Source organism: Microbulbifer salipaludis (genome assembly GCF_017303155.1).
Lineage (GTDB): Bacteria > Pseudomonadota > Gammaproteobacteria > Pseudomonadales > Cellvibrionaceae > Microbulbifer > Microbulbifer salipaludis.
Window position 1 is genome coordinate 780,795 of sequence record NZ_JAEKJR010000002.1, and the last position, 17,798, is coordinate 798,592.

Consider the following 17,798-nt stretch of genomic DNA (forward strand, 5'->3'; position numbering starts at 1 on the left):
ATGACAATGAAAAAAAATACCATAAACCGCGTTGTGGTGGCCGGTGGTGGCACATCCGGTTGGCTGGCGGCTGCGGCAATCGCGAAGCTCTACGGAAAGCAAGTAGAGGTTACCCTCGTTGACTCCTCGAGCATCGGCCGTATCGGTGTCGGTGAAGCCACCATTCCTCCCCTCAGAAACTTTCACCGTCTCATCGGAATTGATGAGCAGGAGTTTATGGCCAAGACCAAGGCCACCTTCAAGCTCGGTATCGAATTCTCCGGCTGGGGCGCACTGAATGACAGCTATATCCACTCCTTTGGCATTACCGGGAAGGATTGCTGGGCCTGTGACTTTCATCATTTTTGGCTGGCAGGTAGAGAGAAGGGGATCGCTACCGATTTCGGCGACTACTGTATTGAGCTCCAGGCCGCGTGCCAGTCGAAGATTGACCGCGAAAAGCTCAATTATGCCTACCATCTGGATGCGGGAATGTATGCGGAGTTTCTCAGGGCGCATGCATTAAGGTACGGCGCACGCCACATCGACAAAAAAATCTCTGAGACGGAAATATCCGAGGTGGACGGCAGTATCACGGCTCTACACCTTGAGGATGGCGAGAGACTGGAAGGTGACCTGTTTGTTGACTGTACTGGATTCAGCGCGCTGTTGATTGAAGGTGCCCTCAATGTGGGGTACGAGTCCTACCGGCAAGTTCTGCCCAATGACTCCGCAGTGGCAGTGCAGTCTGCAAGCGGCGGTCCGTTGCGACCCTATACCCAGGCGACGGCGCATGAGTTTGGCTGGCAGTGGCGTATTCCGCTACAAAATCGAGTGGGTAATGGCTTGGTTTATTGCAGCCGCTATGTCAGCGATGAGGATGCGCGTGAGCGGCTTTTGAGCGGGCTGGAAACCGATGCGATCACGGAAACGCGTATGTTCCGATACCACACCGGTCGCCGGGCAACGGCCTGGCATAAAAACTGTGTCGCAATTGGCTTGTCGTCGGGCTTCCTGGAGCCCGTTGAATCAACCTCTATCCACTTGGCAATGTCTTCCATACTTCGGCTGCTGAAGTTCTTTCCGCGAACGCAGATCGAGGCTTCCTCGGTTGATGAGTTCAATCGGGAAACGCAGGAAGAAGTCGAGCGCATTCGCGACTTTATTGTTCTTCATTATCATGCGACAGCAAGAGACGACAGCCCATACTGGCGTTATTGCAAGCAGATGGATATTCCAAACTCACTTTCCCGTAGAGTGAAGCTTTTCCGTAAAACCGGGATCTTTCCAATTGCCAACAAGGAGCTGTTTAAAATCGACTCCTGGGTGCAGGTGATGCTAGGACAGGGCGTGATGCCCAGTGATTTTCACCCGATTGTCGATCTAATGAGTGACGCGGAGCTATCAAGCTTTCTCAACGGATACAAAGGTTTTGTCGCCAGATCGGTTGCGGGAATGCCTGCGCACGAAGATGCCATTAGCCAATATTGTGCAGCCAATCTGACTGCAGGAGAAAAGATGTGACGGGCCCGATCAAGCGTGTCGTTGTTTTAGGCGGTGGAACAGCAGGCTGGTTGACCGCGGGAATACTCGCCGCAGACCATTGCAGCAGTGAACCCGATGGCCTGGAAGTCATCGTGGTGGAGGCCCCGGATGTGCCGCCGATCGGCGTGGGTGAGGGCACCTGGCCTTCCATGCGCAATACACTGCGCCGCATAGGGATAACAGAAACGGAATTATTCCGTGAGTGCGAGGCGTCTTTCAAGCAGGGTGCCAAGTTCTGCGGATGGGTGACCGGCAAAGAAAACGACTTTTACTACCACCCACTTGTGGTACCGGAAGGTTATGGCGAATTCGATATCGCATCTGCCTGGCTGGCCGAGGGCGGTGATGAATCGTTTGCGGACGCCATTAACTTTCAAAGCCATTTGTGTGAAATGGGGCTTGCGCCAAAACAAATTACCACGCCTGAGTACGCCGGTATTGCCAACTATGCGTACCACCTGAATGCCGGGAAGCTGGGCCAGCTGCTCACAAGGCACTGTATCGATAAGCTGGGTGTCCAGCATGTGCTTGCCCGCGTAACGAACGTCAAGTCAACAGAAAGTGGTGATATCGCGGCGCTGCTACTGGATAACGGCGGGGAGGTCACTGGCGATCTGTTTGTGGATTGTTCGGGGTTTGCATCGCGGTTATTGGGTGAACATTTTCAGGTGCCATTTATTGACTGCAGAGACCAGTTGTTCAATGACCGAGCGATCGCCGTACAGGTGCCTTATACCACAGAGGAGGCCGCGATTGCTTCTCATACCATATCGACAGCGCAGGAAGCGGGGTGGATTTGGGATATTGGCCTTCCGACGCGTCGCGGTATGGGGCATGTGTACTCCAGTGCTCATATGTCGGATGAGCGGGCACAGGACCTTCTCGAGGCGCACTTAAAGAAGGATCTCCCGGACTCCGCGGTTGCGGATTTGCAATTCCGCCAGATTCAGATGCGGCCGGGGCACCGCGAGCACTTTTGGCACAAGAACTGTGTGGCGGTGGGTATGTCTGCCGGCTTCCTGGAGCCGCTCGAGGCGTCAGCGCTTGTGCTTGTGGAGCTTTCCGCCGGGCTGATCAGTGATGACCTGCCAGCATCGAGGGCGGTAATGGATACGGTTGCCAAACGTTTCAACGAGCGGTTTCGCTATCGCTGGGCAAGCATTATCGACTTCCTGAAGTTGCACTATGTATTGACCGAGCGGACGGATTCCGACTATTGGCGGGACAACTGCCTGCCCCAGTCACAATCCTCGCGGTTGCAGGAGTGGCTTGCACTGTGGCGGGTTCAGCCCCCGTGCCGCCACGATTTCCCCCAGGTTGAGGAAGTGTTCGCATCCGCCAGCTGGCAATACGTTCTCTACGGCATGGGTTTTCGTACCCTGCCACGTGCGACCAGACGTCGTTTTGAAGATATTTCGAAGTATCGGGAACTGCATGACCAGAATGAGCTGTTCGTACAGAGATGCCGGCAGGGCCTTCCGGAGAATCGCGAGCTTATCCAAAAAATAATTCGCCATGGTTTGTCTGCCGTTTAGGACCGGTTGCCGTGTGTTTGTTCCGTTTCATCGTAAAACGAATTGATGGTTCTCTGGGTGTGTTAAAAAGAGCCTGAACTTTCTTCTGTAACGGCGGCAACATAGGGTGTCGTTGCAGAGCAGAATAATGAAGTACAGGACATTGACATGGCGAACCTCGGCTCAAATATAGAAGCTACGATTGCACCTCAACAGGGATACACTGAATCAGGTAATCAGTTTGCGTTGGGTGCACTCACCTCACTTTTTTTCATGTGGGGATTTATTACCTGCCTGAATGATATTCTTATCCCGCACCTCAAGGGTGTATTCGATTTGAGCTACACCCAGGCAATGCTGGTGCAGTTCTGCTTTTTTGGAGCCTACTTCCTTGTATCAATTCCCGCAGGCCGCCTGATTGGGAAAATCGGTTACCAGCGCGGCATTGTCGTGGGGCTGAGTATCGCCGTAATCGGCTGTCTGCTATTTATTCCCGCAGCGCGCATCCAGGTGTATGCCGTGTTTTTGGTTGCGCTGTTTATCCTGGCTGCAGGTATAACGGTGCTTCAGGTTTCTGCGAACCCATACGTTGCTGCGCTCGGAAGTGAGAAAACAGCGGCTAGTCGACTGACGATGACTCAGGCGTTCAACTCACTGGGTACTACGGTTGCGCCTTTCTTTGGTGGCGTTCTTATTCTGTCAGCGGTGTCCTCCGGGGTTGGCGAGTCATCCAGTGCGGCCCATGATGCCGGTGCGGTGGAATTACCATACTTTATTTTGGCGGTCGCCCTGGCGTCACTTGCGTTGATCTTCTCTCGCCTGAATCTCCCTGTTATCCAGAGTCATATAGAAAGCGCTCGACCGGAATCTGCCGTTAAGGAGAGCGCGCTCTCGCATAGACATCTGCTGTTGGGTGCCATCGGTATATTTCTCTATGTTGGTGCCGAGGTTTCCATCGGGAGCTTCCTTGTGAATTTCCTGTCGGAAGACCATATTGCCGGTATCACAGAGAAGCAGGCCGCATTTTACGTGTCGCTCTACTGGGGGGGCGCGATGGTTGGCCGGTTTGTCGGCGCGGTTGTGATGCGCTATGTGCACGCGGGTACCGTACTTGCGGTTTGCTCCCTGGGTGCGTGTGTTCTGCTGGCGCTGACGATTCTAGGGTCGGGCAAAGTCGCGATGTGGGCGGTGCTTTCCATTGGTTTGTGCAACTCTGTCATGTTCCCAACGATTTTCAGCCTTGCGCTGGCCCGCCTGGGCCCGCTGACTGGGCAGGGCTCCGGTATCTTGTGCCTGGCAATCGTGGGTGGTGCCGTCCTGCCGCTGTTGCAAGGTATGTTGGCGGATGTGATCGGCATCCAGCTCGCGTTTATTCTCCCGGTTGTTTGTTATCTATACATTCTCTCTTATGGTGTCCGTGGACACCTTGTGCGCTAAAGACCTCTCGTCGTTTCTCTTTAGCAGCCCGGCAGTAGCCGGGCTTTTTTTATGGTGCAAGGGTCGAGTTAACGCTTGAGGTGCAACGCTGAAAAAAGGTGACAATAGAGTAAGCTGAGAGGCTCACTCGGTAGGAAAACTTATACAGATATCAGCTAATGTTTGCGGAAGTACCTTCCAGATACTCCTTGATTGGCGTGCGGTAATTTCGGCTTACCTTAACTTCTGAGCCACTTTTCATGGTGAGTAGGTACTCGCCCTTTGTGAGTACTTTGATTTGATCGATGAACTTAAGATTGACTAAAGTAGAGCGATGGATACGCTTGAACCAATCAGGGGAAAGCTGTTTTTGAAGGTCTTTAAGAGTGCTACGCATAACGTGTGTTTCGCCAGTTGCGTGAATACACATGTAGTCACCGGCAGCGTCGATCCACTCGATTTCAAACTGATCCAGAAGTACGATGCGACCCCGGTCCTTAATTGCAAGTTTCCCTGAGCTCTCGACCGTTTTCGTACCTTCAGTGCTTGAGCTAGGCTGCGCTGTCTGTAGTGATGCGAGCAGCTGTGCCTTATGGTCACGGGTAGAGCCTCTGGCATTATCTTCCTGCCTTGCGCGGGCGCGGGCCCTGTCGACGGCAAGCTCAATCCGTTCCATTTCTAGAGGCTTGAGTATGTAGTCCACCGCATGTACCTCAAATGCCTCAATGGCATAATGGTCATAAGCTGTTGCGAATACCACCATTGGGATCGTATCCCCTTGCAACCGGCGTACAACATCGAATCCACTCATGCCTGGCATCTGTATGTCCAGAAATAGGATGTCGGGCGTATATTTCACAACGGCATTTAACGCTTCACGGCCATTGCGGCAGGTCGCAACGACTTTAATATCCGCGATTTCCTCGAGCATCGACTGCAGTAGCTGCAAAGCTAACGGCTCGTCGTCGACTAGCACGGCCCTAAGTTGGCTCATTTATAGCCTCCGGTGTGGCTTGTTCATGATATTCAGCAGGAATCCGAATATTGACTGTCATCCCACCACCAGTGTCGCGAGACTGGCAAATCCTAAAATTGTCCGGGTACAGTGTTTGTAGTCGCTCTCGTATATTGACGAGGCCTACGCCGGTGGAGCCAGAAAATGCCGGGTCTTCGTCAATCCTTTCACCAGAGCTGCCCGAATCCGATACGCAAATAGCTAATGTTTGATCATCGATATTTGCGCGAATTGCGATGATTCCTCCGGACTCACTGACCGCGATCGCGTACTTGATGGCGTTTTCAGCGAGTGGTTGTAACAGCAAGCTTGGAACCAGCGCCTTTTTCGCTGTGTACCCTATCTCGACTTCCACTCTGAGGCGGTCGGCAAACCGTGTCTTTTCAATATCCAGATACAGTAAAACTGCTCGCACTTCCTGCTCCAGGGTGATCTTCTTTATCGGATCTTCTGACAGTGAGTGTCGCAAGAACTGGCTCAGACGAACAATCATGTCGCGGGCCTGGTCTTGACGTTTCAGGCGGATCAATGCGTTTATCGAATTGAGAGTATTGAAAAGAAAATGTGGATTGAGCTGGTAGCGCAGCATTTTTAATTGCGCTTCCCGCGCTATTGTCTCCGCATGCAGCCTGCGCACCTGCTCCTGCTCATGAAAGCTCGCCATTTCTAGAACGATCTTGTGCTCATTTTCTAATAAAATAAAATATTTTACTCCGCAATACAGTGCGCTCCAGAACAAAAATATAAAGAGCGAGGCGTAATACCAGCCGCCGAACTCTGCCCAAATCGAGTGGGCGCCAGAAAGCTGGGTGTAGGTTTCCATGCGTAGCAGGGTCCAAATACCAGCGATGACCGCAACGGCGAGAAAGTAGACAAAGGTACGTAGGGCCAAGGGGGCGTCCCATGCTACGTCAAAAATTGGCTTGAGCAGCAACGATAGTAAAAAACCAATTCCACACTGAAATATGGTGTTAAATGGCTCGTAAGTTGGGCGTTCGCCAGAATTTTGCCAAAAGCTAAGTGACAGGAATGTAACGACTAATATGCCGCTCCAGCTAAAAAACTGCAGTTTCCAAAACCAACTCGCAGAAGGCAAGTGGAATGGTTCTTGTCGATTTGGAGGCGACATTGACATGAATTATCGGCTATATATTCCGCAGCAATTAGGGCTATTTATAAAACTTATACCCATTAGGCTATAGATGGTACCTAGTGAACCTGAATGCGGCCAGTAATTTATCGGCGGAGGTGTCCACTTTGTCTCGAATTGAGTCCGACTTGGCTCTCAGGTAGGGCAGGGGCTGGTCGTAGTAGATTCCGCGCCCCGTGTCAGCGCTAAAACGGGCCGCTTCGTCGCAATGTCTCGGTGTGTCAGGATTACAGTGTGTATGGCCCATGCTAAGGTTGGCGACAATGAGATAGTGGTAGCAAGATTTTCGGACACCGCTAAGGTGCCTGCCTTGCATACAATAAGTACAAATTTTGGATGTTTCCTATTATGAAGGGGCTGGAATCACACGCTTCTAGCGGCAGCAGCGAAAGGACTGGTCATGCTCCAGAGGCAGTCGGCTCAGTCGCTGTCGGCCGCGAGATTGGCTTGGTGGCCTTGACATCATTGTTCTTTATTTGGGGGTTCATCACCGGCTTAAATGACATCCTAGTGCCGCACCTCAAGAATGTGTTCGATCTAACCTATACCATGGCGGTCCTTGTTCAATTTTGTTTTTTCGCTGCATATTTTATTGTGTCAGTGCCGGCGGGGAGCGTCATTAAGCGGGTTGGATTTCAGTTAGGATTGGTCGTGGGGCTCCTTGTGGCCAGCGCAGGCTGCCTGATATTCATCCCTGCCGCTCGGCTTCAAATTTATGAAATGTTCCTGCTGGGGCTATTCGTTTTGGCGGGTGGCATTGCAATTCTGCAGGTTTCCGCCAACCCATTTGTAGTATCTCTCGGGAGCGAAAGCACCGCCCCGAGCCGGCTTAACCTGGCCCAGGCATTCAACTCACTGGGGACAACCCTGGCGCCAGCTTTTGGCGGCGTGGTTATTTTTTCGGCGGTTTACGCAATATCCCCAAGCGATCCAGCCGCTTCGGTCGAATCGTTCAAGGCACAGGAGGCTGCCCTCGTTGAGGCTCCCTATTTTTGGCTGGCGTTAGTGTTGCTTATGCTGGTCGCATTTTTCTCCTGGGTCAGAATGCCAGTAGTTTTGTCTGATGGTGGTGCGTCGGAAGATGTGAGCCGCGAGGTCGATAAGAGCTTCCAACTTCTACGCCATCCCAAGCTCTTACTTGGGGCTATCGGCATTTTCGTCTATGTTGGTGCTGAAGTTGCCATCGGCAGCTTTCTGATTAATTTCTTTGGCGAGCCCTCACTAGCAAACATGGATCCTGCGCGGGCGGCAACGTATGTTTCCCTCTATTGGGGTGCCGCCATGACCGGCCGATTTTTGGGTGCCGGTATCTTGTACTTCGTGCGCCCTGGATTCGTGTTGGCAGTCTGCGGGGTGGCTGCCGCGAGTTTGACAGGGCTTGCAATGGTGGGCTCTGGCATGCTTTCCGTATGGGCAATCGTGGCGGTAGGTCTCTGTAACTCTATCATGTTTCCTACGATATTCAGTCTTGCATTGGGCGGCTTGGGGCGCTTTGCGAGTCAGGGCTCTGGCGTTTTGTGTATGGCCATTGTCGGCGGCGCAATTGTTCCGCTCTGTCAGGGCGTAATGGCAGATGCAATCGGCATCCAGCTATCATTTGTGGTTCCCGCTCTGTGCTATTGCTATATCGTCTATTACGGCATTTCCTCACCACTTCTTCGCAATCGTATCTGATCAATTTTCCGCATCGGCGTATATACGATCCCTTCTATCGTCTATTCCCTGCTGCCGTCTTGCTCCATTGGTGCAGGCAGAGCATTTTATAACTTCTCGTATTAGGTCTATCCCTATTGAATCTGAGCTCAGTTTTCTCTTTGGCCCGGATGTATTTGACGGCGGTATTCGAACGCCAATCTCGGGTTTTCGCGGTCGCGCACATTGGTGATCCTTTTTCAGCCAGTGTGAGTGCTTAGGGATGGTAAGTCGTTGATCAGGATCGAAGTTTGTTTATGGAGCTAGTGAGCCAGAAAAAACCGCCCTATTGGAACCTTGTAGCCGATGTAGGGGGTACAAATGCGCGATTTGGTTTGGCCCCTCAGACCGGACGGAATTTTAATGCGATTGAGGATATTCAGGTTCTTCGCTGCGCGGACTACAAGAATATTCAGAGTGTGGTGAATGCGTACCTTGAAAGGCTGCCGCTCACCAAGCGGAAGGAGATTCAGGAGGCCTGTGTTGCTGTCGCCGGGCCAACGGAGGGTGACAGGGTCGAGGTAACGAATCTCTCCTGGGTATTCTCTAAATCAGTAGTTGCGGAACAAACCGGACTTTCGAGATTTGCCGTAATCAATGATTTTTCGGCGCTGGCACTGGCCTGCCCGCAGTTGCGCAGCGAAGACAAGATTTTGATTGGTGATGTCCGTGAAGATGGTGGCGTCATGGACTCGCTGGGGAGACTTGCAGTAATTGGTCCTGGCACCGGCCTTGGTGTATGTGGAGTTTTGGCGACCGGGAAAAGCTACTTGGCACTACCTTGCGAAGGTGGCCATGCAACGATCTCCCCTGTTACCGATGAAGAGTGTTCCCTGTACAATTTTCTAAAATCGGACTTTCCCCACGTCTCCGCTGAGCATTTTTTAAGTGGACGAGGAATTGAGAATATTTATCGCGGTTTGGGGGCGTTACGTGGCATTCCGCCAACTTTTACTCAAGCTGAGGAAATTGGCGCTGCCGCACTAAATCGAACATGCGAACAGGCACGTGACGCCGTAATAATGTTTTGTAACCTGCTTGGCACGTTTGTTGGTGATGTTGTGTTGACCCTGGGGGCCAGAAATGGCGTCTACCTGGGTGGCGGCATTCTACCGATGCTAAAACCTTTGTTGTTGGAAAGTGACTTCGAAAATAGGGTCCGCAGCAAGGGCGTTATGTCAAGCTATGTGGCGAATACACCAATTGAGCTGGTGGTGCATCCTTTCCCTGCGCTGATCGGAGCATCCTTCTTTCTCAGTCAAAAATATTAATCAACAGAAATCCGTCAGGAGTAGTTAATGACCATTTTCAACTTACGACCGAAAGTGCTCGCGGTATCCGTTGCGTTCATGGGCGCAATCTTGTCAGGTTGTGAAAGTGAAGTCCGCTCTTCTAACAATAATGCGGCTAAGCTCACCAATGGGGAGCAGGCCGCCGCGTCTCAGAATATCGAGGTTTGGCCAAAGCTCAATCCGGCACTTGATCCCGATCCTGCGGTGGAGGCAAAAATCTCCCATCTGATGGAGAAAATGACCATTGAGGAAAAGGTTGGGCAGATCATCCAGGCGGAGATTAAATACATTACTCCAGAGGACGTAAAAAAATACCATATTGGTTCGGTCCTGAATGGAGGTGGAACCTATCCGAATAACGATAAGTTCTCTTCCCCCCAAGACTGGCTTGAGCTTTCGGAGGCTTTCTTTAAGGCGTCCATGGATACCAGCGATGGCGGCGTGGCGATTCCCATCATTTGGGGCAGTGATGCAGTGCACGGTCACAATAATATCGTAGGTGCTACTTTGTTTCCGCACAACATAGGCTTAGGCGCAGCGCGTGATCCTGAGATGATACGACGTATTGGCATAGCGACAGCCAAAGAGGTTGCGGTCACAGGGGTTGATTGGACATTTGCCCCAACCATTGCTGTAGTGCGTGACGACCGCTGGGGACGAACCTATGAAAGTTACTCCGAGGACCCGGCAGTAGTTGGTGCCTACGCGCAAGCGATGGTAGAAGGCCTACAGGGCGACAAGTCGGATGCTGATTTTTTGCGCGGAGAGAACCTCGTCGCTACCGCCAAGCACTTCATCGGTGATGGCGGAACAGTGCGTGGTATTGACCGCGGTGACAATCAGGTACCCGAGCGCGAACTTGCCGAAGTGCATGGCGCAGGTTATCTGAGTGCGCTTCCCGCAGGCGTACAAACCGTAATGGCATCCTTCAACAGTTGGAATGGTGAAAGATTGCACGGCCATCGCTATCTGCTGACTAACGTTCTTAAGGAGCGTCTGGGTTTCGATGGATTTGTTGTTGGTGACTGGAACGGTCACCGTTTTGTACCTGGATGTAGCGTAGACAGCTGTGCGGCGGCAATCAATGCGGGTCTGGATATGTTTATGGTCCCGTCTGACTGGAAAGCGCTCTACCACAATACGCTAGAGCAAGCGAAAGCCGGTGAGATCGGCACAGAGCGGTTGAATGATGCTGTGCGCCGTATTCTTCGCGTTAAAATTCGCGCGGGGCTGTTCGAGCATATCCGCCCGCTTGCTGGTAAGGACGGGATTCTTGGCAACAAGGAACACCGTGAACTCGCCCGTGAAGCGGTGCGTAAATCCCTCGTCTTGCTGAAAAATAATGAAAAACTTGTGCCGATCAATCCCTCTCAGAACGTTCTTGTGGTCGGCGATGGTGCGCATAATTTGTCCAAGCAGTCTGGAGGCTGGACAATTTCCTGGCAGGGAACGGGTAACACGCGTGAAGACTTCCCTGGGGCAACCACCATATTTGAAGGTATTCAAGCATTTGTTGCCGCTTCTGGCGGCCAGGCCGTACTCAGTGAGTCTGGTGACTTTTCTGCTTCCACTTTCGCCAATGGTGGCGGTCCCGATGTCGCGGTGGTGGTCTATGGTGAAGAGCCTTACGCTGAATGGCATGGTGATATTGCCAGTATTGAATATCAGCTGGGCGAAAAATCAGATCTGGCGAAACTTAAGGCATTGCGCGATGCTGGTATTCCAGTTGTGAGTGTTTTCCTTACCGGCCGTCCTCTATGGGTGAATAAGGAGCTGAATGCATCAGATGCGTTCGTTGTAGCCTGGCTTCCAGGTTCGGAGGGGCAAGGCATTGCGGATGTATTGTTTACGGATGAGAACGGAAACGTCCGTTATGAATTTTCAGGTAAGCTTCCGTTTAGCTGGCCTGAATTCGTCCATCAGACAGTGCTGAATCCGTACCACGACGAGTATCAGCCGCTTTTTGCACTGGGTTATGGTTTGGGTAGTGAGAGTGAGTCTACGGTAAGCAATCGGCTTTCTGAGGATGGAGAAACCTATTCTATCGGTGAGCTGGAAGATGCGTGGGTTTTAGTTTCTCGCCCGCGTGCACCATGGGGTTTGTACATTGATGATGCAGGAACGCTGACTTCGGTCACGGGTAATCGCATGGCTAGTCCAGACGATGAGAACATCACGGTGGCATCCATAGACATGGAGTCTCAGGAAGACGCTCGAGCGATTAGCTGGAAAGGTGCGCGGTCGGGTGCTGTGCGTCTTATGGCCAATTCCAAGCAGGACTTGAGTCGATATTTAGCGGAGTCCAGTGCGTTGATGCTTGATGTCCGTGTTGACAGAAAGCCCAGTCATTCTGTAACCGCTGAAGTCCGGTGTGGTGACGGTTGCGTAGGCGCGCTTCCGCTTCAGTCCTACTTGGCCGAGCTGGAGCCGGGTAGTTGGGCAAGCATATCCATTGATCTTCAGTGTTTTGCAGAGCAGGGGGCTGACTTTGGTCGCGTTTCCGAAGCCTTTGCACTTGCTTCGGAGGAAGAGCTAAATATGGCAGTGGCTAACATACGCTATGTGCCGGGTGCTGCAGAGAACGCAATGGTAAAATGTGCGGGCTAATCCTGAACATTCTTCGGCTGCCGCAGTGCGCCAATTAATTTGATTCAGGTTCATACATTGTGACATCCATTTAGTCTTATTCTTGGTCCCCCTTGGCCCACTTTGGGTTTGCAGTGGGCGGCTAAGTGATAAGCTAGGTCTATGGATGTCAGAACCTGAGTTGCGTTATATCGACTTTCTCTCCCGCAGGATGGGTGGTTGTTGTTGGATGTAGCTGAAGTAATTGATAGTTGGGTCGCGCAATTTTTTGCCGACCCTTTTTTTTACCCAAAAAATTGCTTTGTCAGGTCTGGTCAATGGCTATTTGGGTATTGCGCGGCATATATTTTCGGCCGTTCGGATGCTTTGGAGAACACGATGAAAGGTATAAAAAAAATTGGCATGGCAGCCGCTATGCTGGTCAGTATTTCCTCACATGCTGAATCAAGTCTTCAAGATAGAGTTGAAGGCCTTCTGGCTGAGATGACGTTGGCCGAAAAAATTGGGCAGATGACCCAGGCTGAGCGCCAGCATGCAACGCCAGAAGATGTAAAGAAGTATTATCTCGGGTCAATTCTTAATGGTGGCGGTTCTGTTCCAGGAAAGAATCGCCGTCAGGATTGGGTAGACATGATCTCGGGCTATCAGCAAGCGGCGCAGTCTACGCGACTCGGAATCCCAATTCTGTATGGTACCGATGCTGTCCACGGGCACAGTAATGTGAAGGATGCGACAATATTTCCACACAACGTTGCCATCGGTGCAACCAGAAACCCTAGGCTAGCCCATGACATTGGCGTCGCGACAGCACTTGAGACGGCGGCAACCGGCGTGCATTGGACGTTTGCGCCAACCCTGTGCGTCGCGCGAGACGACCGATGGGGGCGTGCTTACGAGTGTTTTGGAGAGCAGCCTGACCTGGTATCAGAATTCTCAGGCCCCTTCGTAAAGGGGCTGCAGGGGGGGGGGCTGAATGGAAACACGATTGGCCAGAATAGGGTGATCGCGACGGCGAAGCACTGGGTAGCGGATGGCGGGACCACCTATGGAACTGGCGATGAGGGCTATGCAATTGATCGCGGTGATACCCGGCTCGAGTTTGCCGATCTCGAACGGCTCCATATCGCTCCTTATCTGCCCGCGCTAAAGGCTGATGTTGGTACGGTGATGGTTTCCTACAGCAGTGTGAACGGTACCAAGATGCACGAGCATAAGGGGCTTGTGAACGACACGCTGAAAGGTGATCTTGGATTTTCTGGTTTCACCATCTCAGATTGGTCGGCACTGAGTGAAATTCCAGCAGAGACCAATCGCGAACGCGTTGTTCGTTCGGTGAATGCCGGCCTGGATATGGTGATGGAGCCGGAGAATTGGAAAGAGTTTATTTCTGACTTGACGGACGCAGTGAAGGCCGGTGAAGTGCCGATGTCGCGGATTGATGAGGCCGTCAGACGGATTCTCATGATCAAACTTCGGTCGGGACTGTTTGAGCATCCCGTTGCCCCCATTGCTCTCCGTGCAGATGCCGATATGATAATTGGTAATGCGCAACACCGGGCGCTGGCGCGTCAAGCAGTACGCGAATCTGTAGTGCTCCTGAAAAATGAGGGCGGCGTTCTGCCAATCGACAAAGAAAGTCGTATTTTTGTGGCAGGTAGTCATGCAAATGACATTGGTCTTCAGTCTGGTGGTTGGACCATAGAGTGGCAGGGTAAGTCGGGAGTCGAGACTACTGGTACCTCGATACTCGAAGGTATTCAGGACCTCGCGCACCGTAAGGTCTCCTATAGCGCGGATGGTACCGGTGCGGCAGGCCATGATGTTGCTGTTGTGGTGATCGGTGAAGACCCCTATGCGGAGGGCTGGGGCGACTACCGGCCGGCACCCTGTGAGAAATGTAAGCCAATTGGTATTGGGGAAGATCAGCGGACGGTATTAGATAATGTCAGGGCAAGTGGCGTTCCTATGGTGGTTGTGCTGGTTTCAGGGCGTCCTTTGATGATCGAAGAAGAGATTTCGAGCTGGAACTCAATGGTTGCCGCCTGGCTTCCTGGTAGCGAAGGCGCGGGTGTGGCCGATGTGCTGCTGGGAGATTATGCACCTACTGGAAAGCTGCCGGTTACCTGGCCGAAGAAGTTGAGCCAAATCCCAATCAACTATGGGGACAAGGAGTATGAGCCGTTATTTCCTTACGGGTTTGGAATGACCTATTGATATTGGTCACATTTGGCTTTGTCTCATGATCGCCGATACCCATTGAAAAAAAGGCCCATATACAAATGGGCTTTTTTTTCGCAGTATTTCTATCGGTTGCTACGAAGCCCCTATAGGACCGAAGGAGCATCGAATCGCCTGCGTACTGGAGCTGCTTTTTATTGTAATCAGTTGTCGACTTTGCGAACAATTAGAGTGTTTCATGGTAGCCAAGAGGTGTCATAAGACGAATGCCCTTGTATTGGTACGACATCTGCCGATGTCTTGTACGATGTTTATCTGACTAATAACAAAAATTTCATGGTGAGAAAATGAATAGTTCCTCAGGTGACCACTCTTCTTCTGTGCGTCAATTATCGGGTCTGCCTCTTGCAATCCTTTTTGCGCTCACAGGTCTAGCCTTTACTTCCCCAACATCTGCCGCAGTGGAACCTCTGCGTGTAGAAGGTAACAAGGTGTTGGTGGGTGGTCAGGTAAAGAGCCTGGAAGGTATTTCCCTTTTCTGGAGCAATACCGGCTGGGGGGCTGAAAAGTGGTATACCGCCAGTGAAGTCATGCGCATCAAAAACGAGTTCGGTGCAAATATTATTCGCGCGGCAATCGGCCACGGTGAGCCTGGCGGCGTGCAGGAAGACTGGCATGCAAATATGGCCCGGCTTGACACGGTAATACAGGCCGCCATCGATAATGATCTTTATGTAATCGTCGATTACCATAGCCATATCGCCCATACCAACTGGGAAGCAGCAGATGCCTTCTTCTCGGAAGTCGCGCAAAAATGGGGCCGGTACGACAACGTCATCTACGAAATTTACAATGAACCTGTTTATGCGGATGGCCAGGGTGGGACCTATGCCGACTGGGATATTAACCTCAAACCCTATGCGGAGCATGTAGGGCAAACCATTCGGAGTATTGATCCGGACAACCTCATCGTCATGGGCAGCCCAAAGTGGTCTCAGGATGTGGACATTGTATCCACCAACCCGGCCAATGTATCCAACATGGCTTACGCCATACACTTCTATGCCAACGAGCACACAAGCTGGTTGCGGGAAAAGGCGCAAGTGGCGTTGAGCAACGGCATCGCCCTGTTTGCCACTGAGTGGGGCATGGTCAATGCCAATGGTGCCGGGCCGATTAATTACGACGAGACCTGGGCCTGGATCGATTTCTTGCGCGATAACGGCATCAGTCATACTGGGTGGGCGTATCACGACAAGGCACTTAATTATCTCGGCGAGGTAGAGTCCAGCTCCTATTTCTCGAGTGATGGATCGCTGAAGGACTCCGGTGTGTTTATCAAGGAAATCCTCGGCTCAGGCACGGGAGCGGCTATCGTTGAAGGGCCATGTCTCACTGGAAGTGGTGGCCTAACAATCGAAGCTGAAAATTTCTGCCTTGCGAGTGGTATTCAGTTTGAAACCTCAAGTGATTTTGGTGGTGGGCAGAATGCCGGCTGGGTCGATGATGGCGACTGGCTGACGTTCGATGTGGATCTGGCGCAAGCTGGAACGGCAACCGTAACTTACCGGGTTGCTTCTGCTGTCGGCGGTGGGCGGATACAGTTGGAGCAGGGGGGTGGTGCGGTGACCTACGGTGCGGTTGATGTACCAAACACTGGCGATTGGCAATCCTGGATTGATATTACCCATGAAGTGACGTTGCCTGCGGGCCCGCAAACCTTGGGCGTTGCTGCAGACATTGGCGGCTGGAATCTGAACTGGATGCGAATCGACACGGCAAGTAGCTCCGGATCGAGTTCCAGTTCCAGCTCGAGTTCCGGTAGCAGCTCGGGATCAGGATCTGGTTCCGGTGGCGCGACGTTGCACGTTGAAGCGGAAAACTGGCGAGAAGCCGGTGATGTTCAGACCGAGTCCACTTCCGATATTGGTGGCGGACTCAATGTAGGGTGGATCGATGCCGGTGATTGGATGACCTATAACGTCGCCGTTCCCGCAAGTAGTACTGGCAATTACCAGATAAGCTATCGCGTCGCCTCGCCAGCTGGCGGCAGCCTTCAGCTTGAGCAGCCTGGCGGTACGGTGGCCTACGGTAGTCTCGTTGTTCCCGCAACAGGTGATTGGCAGAGCTGGACGACCATAGCCCATAATGTAATCCTGCCGGCCGGCACCACGGAGCTTGCGATTGCCGTAACCGGTGGGGGCTGGAACTTCAACTGGTTTGAAGTGCAAGCGCAGGACGGTAATGGTTGTACCGACGATCCGAGCTGCCTGGACGATGACAATGATGGTGTCGTGAACAGTGCGGATGCCTGTCCAGATACAGCACCCAGTACACCGGTCAATGCGGTAGGCTGCCCACTACTTCAGGATAATGGCATTACCGCAACGGTCGCCGCAGCTGCGATGGGTAAAGGCTTCAACCTCGGGCAAATGTTTGAGAGTGATCAGCACCCGCGTACCTTCGCCGCAGCCAAAGCCAAGATCGACAGCTACTACAACCAGGGCTTCCGCAATGTGCGTATTCCGGTGTCCTGGACAATAAGCATCGGCGGCTCCACTCTGGTGAATGACACCAACACTGGTGATGTAGATCGCTCTCACCCACGCCTTGCGGTGATCGAGCAGGTTGTCGATTACGCACTTTCCCTGCCAGGCATGTATGTCGTATTGAATACTCACCACGAGGTGCCGATCAAGGACAATGATGCGTGGTGGACGCTTGAGCGCCTGTGGGCCGACATTGCGGATATCTTCGGTGATCGCGATCATCGGCTGATGTTCGAAATTCTCAATGAACCACACAAATCCTCGGGCAGCAAGGATCCCATGGACCCCTGGCAGCTGCGCAACATGACCGGGAAGGCCTATGACAGGATTCGAGCGGTAAATCCACAGCGTATTGTGATTATTGGTGGAAACCATTGGTTCGGGGCGCATGAAATGGCGCAAACCTGGCCAGATCTCAACGAGGTGGGTGGTGGTGGCGATGCCTACCTAATGGCGACATTCCACCATTACAACCCCTGGAGCTTTAACGGTGACAACCAGGGCGATTACGCCGATAACTGGACCGACAGCGACATCGCAGGCCCCATGGACGAGATGAATGCATGGGCCTCCACCGTTGGCAACGGTATGCCGGTGTATATCGGGGAGTGGGGCGTAGGTTGGGGTAGCCGCTACGAAACCATGGAGTGCAATAACGTCCGTATGTGGTACCAGAAGTTCGACAGTGAATTCGCCAGCGCCAAGAGCCAGCCCACCTCCGTATGGGATGATGGTGGTTGGTTCAAGATCTTCGACCACGGCAGCAACAGCTTTGCCAACAATCTCTACCAGTGCATCGATGGCACATGTGATTGGAGCGGCGACTTTTCCCGCAACTCCGGCTGCTGGTAATTCGGACTCCCCAACCGGGTCCCTATAACC

The 17,798-nt window shown here is 52.5% G+C and carries 10 protein-coding genes; 8 read left to right on the forward strand and 2 right to left on the reverse strand.

Annotated features, from left to right (window positions below):
* The first annotated feature begins 6 nt into the window (after window positions 1–6).
* From JF535_RS08975 to JF535_RS08985, 3 genes are all read left to right on the forward strand, one after another.
* Complete coding sequence (locus JF535_RS08975) at window positions 7–1,503, forward strand: tryptophan halogenase family protein (RefSeq protein ID WP_207003669.1); 1,497 nt, start codon at window positions 7–9, stop codon at window positions 1,501–1,503.
* On the forward strand, window positions 1,500–3,059 hold the full coding sequence (locus JF535_RS08980; protein WP_207001351.1) for a tryptophan 7-halogenase: 1,560 nt from the start codon (window positions 1,500–1,502) through the stop codon (window positions 3,057–3,059). Before JF535_RS08975 ends, JF535_RS08980 begins: the two co-directional genes overlap by 4 nt.
* A gap of 147 nt (window positions 3,060–3,206) precedes the next feature.
* Window positions 3,207–4,475 (forward strand): sugar MFS transporter, encoded by a 1,269-nt coding sequence (locus JF535_RS08985; protein WP_207001353.1) that lies wholly within the window; start codon window positions 3,207–3,209, stop codon window positions 4,473–4,475.
* A gap of 151 nt (window positions 4,476–4,626) precedes the next feature.
* On the opposite strand, the gene JF535_RS08990 is transcribed toward JF535_RS08985, so the two are convergent.
* Together JF535_RS08990 and JF535_RS08995 are read right to left on the reverse strand one after the other, a co-directional pair.
* A complete protein-coding gene (locus JF535_RS08990; RefSeq protein WP_207001355.1) occupies window positions 4,627–5,448 on the reverse strand; it encodes a LytR/AlgR family response regulator transcription factor in 822 nt (273 codons plus the stop codon).
* The gene (locus JF535_RS08995) at window positions 5,435–6,604 is read right to left on the reverse strand and encodes a sensor histidine kinase (protein ID WP_207001357.1); all 1,170 of its coding nucleotides are present in this window, start codon (window positions 6,602–6,604) and stop codon (window positions 5,435–5,437) included. The genes JF535_RS08990 and JF535_RS08995 overlap by 14 nt, the downstream gene beginning before the upstream one ends.
* A 363-nt stretch (window positions 6,605–6,967) precedes the next feature.
* Between JF535_RS08995 and JF535_RS09000 the strand changes: the two genes are divergently transcribed.
* From JF535_RS09000 to JF535_RS09020, 5 genes are all read left to right on the forward strand, one after another.
* The gene (locus JF535_RS09000) at window positions 6,968–8,293 is read left to right on the forward strand and encodes a sugar MFS transporter (RefSeq protein WP_207001359.1); all 1,326 of its coding nucleotides are present in this window, start codon (window positions 6,968–6,970) and stop codon (window positions 8,291–8,293) included.
* 284 nt (window positions 8,294–8,577) lie between these two features.
* A complete protein-coding gene (gene glk / locus JF535_RS09005) occupies window positions 8,578–9,582 on the forward strand; it encodes a glucokinase (RefSeq protein WP_207001361.1) in 1,005 nt (334 codons plus the stop codon).
* Window positions 9,583–9,609: 27 nt separating this feature from the next.
* Window positions 9,610–12,210, forward strand: a complete 2,601-nt coding sequence (locus JF535_RS09010; protein WP_242523774.1) for a glycoside hydrolase family 3 protein — start codon at window positions 9,610–9,612, stop codon at window positions 12,208–12,210.
* 198 nt (window positions 12,211–12,408) lie between these two features.
* Window positions 12,409–14,403, forward strand: a complete 1,995-nt coding sequence (locus JF535_RS09015) for a glycoside hydrolase family 3 protein (protein ID WP_242523775.1) — start codon at window positions 12,409–12,411, stop codon at window positions 14,401–14,403.
* 425 nt (window positions 14,404–14,828) lie between these two features.
* On the forward strand, window positions 14,829–17,768 hold the full coding sequence (locus JF535_RS09020; RefSeq protein ID WP_340674153.1) for a cellulase family glycosylhydrolase: 2,940 nt from the start codon (window positions 14,829–14,831) through the stop codon (window positions 17,766–17,768).
* The last annotated feature ends 30 nt before the right edge of the window (window positions 17,769–17,798 follow it).

Excerpts from the sequence above, each read along its gene's own strand:
- JF535_RS08985 (WP_207001353.1), top strand. The coding sequence starts at position 3,207 with ATGGCGAACCTCGGCTCAAATATAGAAGCTACGATTGCACCTCAACAG.
- JF535_RS09010 (WP_242523774.1), top strand. The coding sequence starts at position 9,610 with ATGACCATTTTCAACTTACGACCGAAAGTGCTCGCGGTATCCGTTGCG.
- JF535_RS08990 (WP_207001355.1), bottom strand. The coding sequence starts at position 5,448 with ATGAGCCAACTTAGGGCCGTGCTAGTCGACGACGAGCCGTTAGCTTTG.
- JF535_RS09000 (WP_207001359.1), top strand. The coding sequence starts at position 6,968 with ATGAAGGGGCTGGAATCACACGCTTCTAGCGGCAGCAGCGAAAGGACT.
- JF535_RS08995 (WP_207001357.1), bottom strand. The coding sequence starts at position 6,604 with ATGTCAATGTCGCCTCCAAATCGACAAGAACCATTCCACTTGCCTTCT.
- JF535_RS08975 (WP_207003669.1), top strand. The coding sequence starts at position 7 with ATGAAAAAAAATACCATAAACCGCGTTGTGGTGGCCGGTGGTGGCACA.